The sequence below is a fragment of the Streptomyces sp. NPDC003691 genome, assembly GCF_053981115.1.
This window is the reverse complement of the sequence record NZ_JBSFNQ010000166.1, coordinates 1-8,226: the sequence shown is the minus strand read 5'-3', so window position 1 is coordinate 8,226 and position 8,226 is coordinate 1. Positions and strand designations below refer to the sequence as shown.

The 8,226-nt window shown below is 73.9% G+C and carries 6 protein-coding genes and 1 pseudogene; 2 read left to right on the top strand and 5 right to left on the bottom strand.

Annotated elements, in window-relative coordinates; genetic code table 11:
• Positions 1-226: 226 nt before the first annotated feature.
• Positions 227-1,666 (bottom strand): hypothetical protein, encoded by a 1,440-nt coding sequence (locus ACWDR0_RS34045; RefSeq protein WP_456355704.1) that lies wholly within the window; start codon positions 1,664-1,666, stop codon positions 227-229.
• A 402-nt stretch (positions 1,667-2,068) separates the two neighbouring features.
• On the opposite strand from ACWDR0_RS34045, the gene ACWDR0_RS34040 reads away from it, so the two are divergent.
• Positions 2,069-3,934, top strand: coding sequence for an endonuclease/exonuclease/phosphatase family protein (locus ACWDR0_RS34040; RefSeq protein ID WP_456355703.1), 1,866 nt, complete (start codon positions 2,069-2,071; stop codon positions 3,932-3,934).
• Positions 3,935-4,066: 132 nt separating this feature from the next.
• Here ACWDR0_RS34040 and ACWDR0_RS34035 read toward each other — a convergent pair whose 3' ends face one another.
• Entirely contained in the window at positions 4,067-4,849 is a 783-nt protein-coding gene (locus tag ACWDR0_RS34035) for an antibiotic biosynthesis monooxygenase (RefSeq protein ID WP_456355702.1), read from the bottom strand.
• Positions 4,850-5,021: 172 nt separating this feature from the next.
• Between ACWDR0_RS34035 and dapA the strand changes: the two genes are divergently transcribed.
• Complete coding sequence (gene dapA, locus ACWDR0_RS34030) at positions 5,022-6,011, top strand: 4-hydroxy-tetrahydrodipicolinate synthase (RefSeq protein ID WP_456355701.1); 990 nt, start codon at positions 5,022-5,024, stop codon at positions 6,009-6,011.
• A 58-nt stretch (positions 6,012-6,069) separates the two neighbouring features.
• Here dapA and dapD read toward each other — a convergent pair whose 3' ends face one another.
• The 3 genes and pseudogenes from dapD to ACWDR0_RS34015 form a co-directional block, all read right to left on the bottom strand.
• Positions 6,070-7,059 (bottom strand): 2,3,4,5-tetrahydropyridine-2,6-dicarboxylate N-succinyltransferase, encoded by a 990-nt coding sequence (gene dapD / locus ACWDR0_RS34025; RefSeq protein ID WP_456355700.1) that lies wholly within the window; start codon positions 7,057-7,059, stop codon positions 6,070-6,072.
• A gap of 150 nt (positions 7,060-7,209) precedes the next feature.
• Positions 7,210-7,749: pseudogene (locus ACWDR0_RS34020) on the bottom strand (TetR/AcrR family transcriptional regulator); the annotation flags it as partial.
• The gene (locus tag ACWDR0_RS34015; protein WP_456355699.1) at positions 7,749-8,069 is read right to left on the bottom strand and encodes a DMT family transporter; all 321 of its coding nucleotides are present in this window, start codon (positions 8,067-8,069) and stop codon (positions 7,749-7,751) included. The pseudogene ACWDR0_RS34020 and the gene ACWDR0_RS34015, both read right to left, overlap by 1 nt.
• Positions 8,070-8,226: the final 157 nt, after the last annotated feature.

The window sequence follows — 8,226 nt, the reverse complement described above, 5'->3', positions numbered from 1 at the left end:
ACCGCCCGCCGTGCCGTCGACTACCTGGGCGGCGTCTCCTCCGCCCGCGGCACGGCCGGCCTCACCGACCTCCGCACCCGGCTGACCGCCCACGCAGCGGTGCCCGTCGTCCGGGACTTCCTGGCGCAGACCGCCTGACACCGCGCCGCTCAAGAGCCGTACCCGGGCGCGGAAGTCTTGGACTGCTGGGGCGCGGACCGGGCTCGGCACCCCGCCCCCAGCAAGGTCACCCCTGCCGCGACCGTGCCCGGAACGCGGCCTTGCGGGCCTCCTTCGCCACGCGCTTTTCCGGGTGGAGGCGGCCCATCGCGTCCAGGACGTCCGCCGTGGCGGGGTGGTCGACGCGCCAGGCGGCGTCGACGAAGCCGCTGTGGCGGCCGGTCAGTTCGGAGAGCAGGGCCTGGATGTCCTCCAGTTCGCCGCCCGCGTCGAGCTGGGCGGCGATGGTGTCGATGGAGAGCCAGAACACCAGCGCCTCGGTGGGCGGCGGGACGTCGGACGCGCCGCGCTCGGCGAGCCAGACGCGGGCCAGGCCGCCCAGCTCCGGGTCGGCGAGGACCGCGCGGACCTCGGGCTCGCCGGCCGGGCCGACCAGGGTCAGGGCCTGCTGGCAGCGGAGGCGGCGCAGCGGGGCGCCCTCGTCGGCGCCGCGGGCGGCCGCGAGGAGTTCGCGGGTGGCGTCGGCGGGCGCGTGGCGGGCGAGCCAGTGCTCGGTCTCGGCGCGGGCGGCCGCCTCCGGGTAGTGGGCGAGGCCGTCGAGGAGGACGTCCGCGCCCTTGCCCGCCAGTTCGCCGACGACGGGGGCGTCGACACCGGCTTCCAGCAGCCGGGCCCGGATGCCGTAGAGCCCGAGCGGGGTCAGCCGGACCAGCCCGTACCGGGAGACGTCCTCGTCGTCGAGTTCGGCGCCGGAGTCGCCCGCCTCGGCCATCAGGGCCTCGTCGACGGGCTGGTACTCGACCAGGCCGACGCCCTCCAGCAGCCGGAACTGGTCGTCGAGGCGCATCATCGCGGTCGAGACCTGCTCCAGCACGTCGTCGGTGGGCTCCCCCATATCGTCCGGGACGATCATCGACGCGGCGAGCGCGGGCAGCGGCACCGGCTCCTCGCCCGAGCCGCCCTCGGAGAGGGTGAGCAGATAGAGGTTGCCGAGGACGCCGTCGAGGAACTCGGCCTCGCCCTCCGGGTCCCAGTCGAGCGCGCCGTAGTCGATGTCCCCGTCCTCGCCGACCAGGTCCGCGAGGTCGTCCAGGAGCGGCGCGATGGCGTCGGCGTGGGCGGCCTCCAGGGTCTCCAGCCAGACGGCGAGCACGTCCTGCGGCGCGCCGGAGGCGATCAGCGCCAGGTTCTCGCCGGGCCCGGCGGTGCCGTACTCGGTCTGGTCGTCCGGGTCCTCGGCGGCCACCAGACCGGCGTCGACCGCGGCGCGCCAGGCCTCGCTGGCGTACGCCTGGCCGTCCTCGTCGGGCTGGAGGCCGATCTCCGCGGCCGCGGCGGGCAGCAGATCGTCGGCGAGTTCACCGCCGGCACCGACCCGGGTGGCGGGTCCGGCCCAGCGGGCGAGCCGGACGGCCCGGGAGAGCAGCGGGGAAGCGAGGGCGTCCCGCGCCAGCTCCGCGTCGGAAAGCAGCCGTACGGGCGGCAGGGTGGGACGGTCCTGGGACATCGGCTGCTTCTCCTCGAAGGCGTACGGGGTCCGGGCGCGGCCCCGGCGGCGACCCCCAGCGTAGACGTATTTCCGCCGGTCGCGGCGCCGGTGGGCCCGTCCCGCCGGGTTCCGGTCCGGAACCGACTGCCCCGGAACCACCGGCTCCTGTTCCGGTTCCGCGCCCGCCGCACCTCCCCTTCGCCCGCCCGCCGCTCTCCGTGCATCCGGACGCCCTTGACAAGTACCTGGCACAGCACGGAGATTGACGCGCGTAGAGCCGTTGCGGCGCGCTCTGCGTCCGAAACGTTTCACCGCAGAACACCGCAGAACAGCAAGCCGCAGAACCGTTGGACCGCTCCGCCCGGCGCCCGCGCCGGGCGGCCCTTCCGTCCTCGCCGTCCCGACCCGGGGAGTTTCCCGATGCGTTCCTCCACCCTCGTCCCGAGACCGGCCGCCGTCGCCGCGGTCGTCGCCTCCGCCCTCGCCGCGGGCCTGCTGGCCGCCACCCCGGCCGCGACCGCGGCCACCGGCTCCGGCGCGGCCGCCGCGGCGGTCCGGATCCACGACATCCAGGGCACCACCCGGATCTCCCCGCTGGCGGGGCAGCCCGTCGCCGATGTGCCGGGCATCGTCACCGGGGTCCGGGCGTACGGCTCGTCCCGCGGCTTCTGGTTCCAGGACCCGGAGGGCGACGGCCGGGCCGCCACCAGCGAGGGCATGTTCGTCTTCACCGGTTCCGGTTCGACGCCCGCGGTGAAGCCGGGCGACTCGGTGCTGGTCTCCGGCACCGTGACCGAGTTCGTACCCGGCGGCACCGCCTCCGGCAATCAGTCGCTGACCCAGATCTCCCGGCCCGCGGTCACCGTGGTCTCCTCCGGGAACCCGCTGCCCGAGGCCGTGACGATCGCCGCCTGGACCGTTCCGGCGGCGTACGCCCCGGCGGGCGACCCGGCGGCGGCCGGCAGCGTCAACGGGCTGACCCTCGACCCGCGGCGCTACGCCCTCGACTACTTCGAGTCCCTGGAGGGGGTCAACGTCCGGATCGGCGACTCCCGTGTGGTCGGCGCCACCGACCCGTACGCCGCGCTCTGGGTGACGGTGAAGCCGGAGGAGAACCGGACCCCGCGCGGCGGCGCCCGCTACGGCTCGTACACCTCGCAGAACAGCGGCCGCCTCCAGATCCAGTCGCTGGTCCCGCTGGCCGAGCAGCCGTTCCCGAAGGCGAACGTGGGCGACGTCCTCACCGGAAGCACGGAGGGCCCGCTGGACTTCAACCAGTTCGGCGGCTACACCCTGGTCTCCCGCTCGGCGGTCACCGTCACGGACCGGGGCCTGGCCCGGGAGAGCACCCGGCCGCAGCGCCGCAGCGAACTCTCCGTGGCCACGTACAACGTGGAGAACCTGGACCCGTCCGACCCGCAGGAGAAGTTCGACGCGCTCGGCCGGGCCGTGGTCGGCAATCTGGCCTCGCCGGACATCCTGGCCCTGGAGGAGATCCAGGACAACACCGGCGCGAAGAACGACGGCGTGGTCGCCGCCGACCAGACGGTCGCCAAGTTCGTCGCGGCGATCCGGGCGGCGGGCGGTCCGGCGTACGAGTGGCGCGGAATCGACCCGGAGAACAACAAGGACGGCGGGCAGCCCGGCGGCAACATCCGCCAGGTCTTCCTCTTCAACCCGGAGCGGGTGTCCTTCACCGACCGCGCGGGCGGCGACGCCACCACGCCCACCGGGGTGGTGCGGGAGCGCGGGAAGGCGGCGCTGACGCTCTCGCCGGGCCGGGTGGCCCCGGGCAGCGAGGCATGGACGGACAGCCGGAAGCCGCTGGCGGGCGAGTTCACCTTCCGCGGCAAGCGGGTGTTCGTGATCGCGAACCACTTCGGCTCGAAGGGCGGCGACGAGGCCCTCACCTCGCACCGCCAGCCGCCGAACCGTTCCTCCGAGGTCCGGCGACTCCAGCAGGCGCAGTCGGTGAACACCTTCGTGAAGGAGATCCTGGCGGCCGACCGCAAGGCGGACGTCCTGGTCGTGGGCGATATCAACGACTTCGAGTTCTCGGCCACGACGAAGGCGCTGACCGACGGCGGGGCGCTCTACCCGGCGGTGAAGTCGCTGCCGCGCGGCGACCGGTACTCGTACGTCTACCAGGGCAACAGCCAGGTGCTGGACCAGATCCTGACCAGCCCCGGGATCGACGACTTCGAGTACGACAGCGTTCATATCAACGCGGAGTTCAACGAGCAGAACAGCGACCACGACCCGCAGCTGCTGCGGTTCCGGCCGTGAGCCGGGCCGCCGGTGCCGGGACCTCCGGCACCGGCGGCCGTACCGAACAAGCGGCCGTACGAACCGGCGGCCGTACCGAACGAGCGGCGGTAAGGAACGACCAGCCGTACGGAACGGGCGCCGCCCGGCCCGTCAGCCGCCCGGCCGCAGGCTCAGTCCGGGCGTATAGCGGGTGACCCGGCTCTCCCGGACGCCCGGGAAGGAGCGCACCGCCCGCCACTCCTCGCTGTCGGAGCCGATGCCCTCGCCCGGCCCGGCGAGGGCCGCCTCATGGGCCTCGGCGGACTCCCACTCGGCGTAGTTGAGGACCCGGGTGCCGTCGGTGCCGAGGTGGAACCAGCCGGAGATGCCCGCCGTATGCGGGCCCTCCCCCGACCCGCCCCCGATCCGGGGATCCGCCGCCATCGCCTCGAACACCGTGTCCACCCAGGCGCGCTGCCGCTCCGGGTCAGGCCCGTCGAACTCGACCTCGGCGATCACGATGCTGCCGGGGACCCTGGTGTCGTCCGGGTCCGCGGGGCCGCCCCGGTAGAGGTCGTAGGCGTTCAGCCCCAGCCGGGCGATCCCCGGCACCGCGGCGTCGATCTCGGCGTTCCGGTCGTCGCGGTACTCCGTGAAGAAGCGCCGGTAGGCGTCCTCGTCGGCCCACTGCGAGTAGTGGAGCAGGGTCCGGCCGTCGTCACCGAGGTGCACGGTGTACGAGAGAAGGCCGACGGCGGGCCAGTCGTGCCGGCGCCAGGCGGTCCCGATGGCGGCGAGCACCGCCTGCTGCCGGTCGGGGGTGGCGGCGTCCCAGGTGGAGATCTTGACGACCGCGGACCTGCCGCGGCCCAGGTCGGGCCGGGCGTCCGGGACCACGACGACGGGCCGGGCGGTGGTGGTGCGGCTGCTCTCGGACCGGCTGTTCTCGGACATGGTGCTGCTCCCCTCCGGTGCGGCGGACCGCCCTCCGGCCCGCCGTCGGCCACCATCCTGAAACATCAACCAAAGTTGAGGTCAAACCCTGCCAACTGTTCAGTGATGCTTAGCCGTCACCTGAAGAAGGACTAAGTGGACCTACCCGGTCGGGCTCCCGCAGACTGCGGGAATGAGCAGCTCCCGTACCGCCCTTCCCGCTCCCTTCGGCCGGACCCTCTGCGCCATGGTCACCCCCTTCACCGCGGACGGCGCCCTCGACCTCGACCCGGCGGGCGCGCTGGCCGCCCGGCTGGTGGCGGAGGGCTGCGACGGGCTGGTCCTCAACGGGACCACCGGCGAGTCCCCGACGACCTCGGACGCGGAGAAGTCCGCCCTGATCCGGGCGGTACGGGCGGCGGTGGGCGACGGGGTTCCGCTGATCGCGGGCGTCGGGAGCGCGGACACCCGGCACACCCTGGAGCTGGCCGGGGCGGCCCGGGCCGCGGGCGCCGACGGGCTGCTGGTGGTCACCCCGTACTACAGCCGCCCCCCGCAGTCCGCCGTGGCGGCCCACTTCAGGGCCGTCGCCGACGGCGCGGGGCTGCCGGTGCTCCTGTACGACATCCCCGGCCGGACCGGCACCCGGATCGAACCGGAGACCCTGCTGCGGCTGGCGGAGCACCCGCGGGTGGTGGGGGTCAAGGACTGCTCGTACGATCTGGGCGCCGCGTCGAAGGTGATGGCCGAGGCCGGGCTGGCGTACTACTCGGGCTGCGACGAGCTGAACCTGCCGCTGTACGCGATCGGCGCGGCCGGGTGCGTCAGTACGGTTGCCAACGCGGCCCCGGCGGCGGTCCGCGCGGTACGCGACGCCTTCGACCGCGGCGACGGGCCGGGGGCGCTGCACCGGCACCGGCTGCTGGGCCCGCTCACCGAGCTGATGATGGAGAACGGGCTGCCGGGCAGCGTCACCGCGAAGGCACTGCTCGGCGCGGGACCGGTCCGCGCGCCGCTCCAGGACGCGACCGCGGCGGAGACGGCCGTGCTCCGGGCCGCGTACGACACCCTGCTCGGGGCCGGAGCCGGGATGCGCCCCGGCAGCCCGCTCGCCGCGGGTGCCCCGGCGGACCCCGGAGCCGGCCCCGGCGCCGCGACGGAAACGGCCCCGGCCGCCGCCTGACGCGCAGGACGGACGGCCGGGGCCGCAGGGCCGGGCGGCAGCAGCCGCCGGGCCGGGGTCAGTTGTGGGCGTGCAGGATCTCGTTCAGCCCGCCCCAGACCGCGTTGTTCGGGCGGGCCTCGACCGCGCCGGTCACCGAGTTGCGGCGGAAGAGGATATTGCTCGCGCCGGACAGCTCACGGGCCTTGACGATCTCGCCGTCGGGCATGGTGACCCGGGTTCCGGCGGTGACATAGAGACCGGCCTCGACGACGCACTCGTCGCCCAGGGCGATGCCGACCCCGGCCTCGGCGCCCACCAGGCAGCGCTCGCCGATGGAGATGACGACATTGCCGCCGCCGGAGAGGGTGCCCATGGTGGAGGCGCCGCCGCCGATGTCGGAGCCGTTGCCGACGACGACACCGGCGGAGATCCGGCCCTCGACCATGGAGGTGCCGAGGGTGCCCGCGTTGAAGTTGACGAAGCCCTCGTGCATCACGGTGGTGCCCTCGGCCAGATGGGCGCCGAGGCGGACCCGGTCGGCGTCGGCGATCCGGACGCCCTTGGGGACCACGTAGTCCGTCATCCGCGGGAACTTGTCGACGCCGACCACCTGGAGGTGCAGGCCCTCGGCGCGGGCGTTCAGCCGCACCTTCTCGATGTCGTCGACGGCGACGGGGCCCAGCGAGGTCCAGGCCACATTGGCCAGCAGGCCGAAGAGGCCGTCGAGGCTCTGCCCGTGCGGGCGGACCAGGCGGTGCGAGAGCAGGTGCAGCCGGAGGTACGCGTCATGGGCGTCCAGGGGCTTGTCGTCGAGGGAGGCGATGACCGTACGGACGGCCACGACCTCGACACCGCGCCGGGCGTCCACACCGATCGCCTTGGCGGCACCGGTCCCCAGGAGCTGTGCGGCGCGGTCCGCGTCCAGCCGCTCGGTCCCGGCGGGGCCGGGCTCCGCGGTCAGCTCGGGGGCGGGGAACCAGGTGTCGAGAACGGTCCCGTCGGCGGCGATGGTGGCCAGGCCGGCCGCGACGGCGCCGGTGGTGCGAGGGGTGGTGGTATCGGTCATGAGGAGAACCTAACCGGCGGCGCCCGCCTCGGGCGAACCGGTCTCACGGGAAGACGCGGCACCACCCGGAAGCACCCGCTCCGGGGCCGGTCCGGCAGGTCCGGCAGGTCGGTCGGGTACGGCGGGTGCGGCGGACCGGCCCGCCGTGCCCGCGGGGGCGACGAGCCGCGCCAGCATCTCGCGCGCGGCCTCCTCGTCGTACGGCCGTCCGGTCAGCAGCGCCTCCAGACAGAGACCGTCCATCAGAGCCGCCACCGCCCGCGCGGTCGCCCCGTCCAGCCGGTGGGCGAGCGCGGCGACGACGTCCTCTATCCACTCCCCCGCGACCGGCCGGAGGGCGGGTCTGCGCAGGGCGGCGAGGTACAGCTCGTAGCAGCGCTCGGCCTCGGCCCGCTCCACCGTCAGCCAGCGGCCGATGATCCGGGCCGTCTCGGCCGCGAGATCGGATTCCGGGTCGGTCACCACCGGCGAGTCCATCATCGTGGCGCCGAAGCCCTCGTTGCTCTGCCGCAGGGCCGCGACCAGCAGTTCGTCGAGGGAGGCGAAGTGGTACGTGGTGGAGCCCAGCGGCACATCGGCCTCGGCGGCGACCGTACGGTGGCTGAGTCCGGCGATCCCGTCGCGGCCGACCACCCGGATCGCGGCGTCGATGATCCGGTGGCGGCGGCCGGGGTCGTAGCGGCGGGCCATCAGTGGGCACCGGCCGTGTTGAGCACCACGACACCGGCGATCACCAGCGCTATGCCCGCGAACTTGGCGGCGCTGGTGGACTCGTTGAGGAAGATCATGCCGATGGCGGCGACCGCGGCGGTGCCGACGCCCGCCCAGATGGCGTAGGCGGTGCCCACCGAGAGGGTTTTGAGGGTCTGGGCGAGCAGGCTGAAGGCGATCAGATATCCGGCGGCCGTCAGCAGCGACGGCCAGAGCCGGGTGAAGCCCTCGCTGTACTTCATGGCGGTGGTGGCGGCGACCTCGGCGACGATGGCCCCGGCAAGCAGCCCGTATCCCATGCGTACGACTGTACACATCGATGCGTACGTGCGTACACAACTTTTCGGCCGGTCTCGCCGAGGCTTCACCACCACCCACACCATCCCCCAACCCACCAACACCCCCAACACCCAACCCACACCCAACCGAAAACCCCACACCAACAAACAACACAAC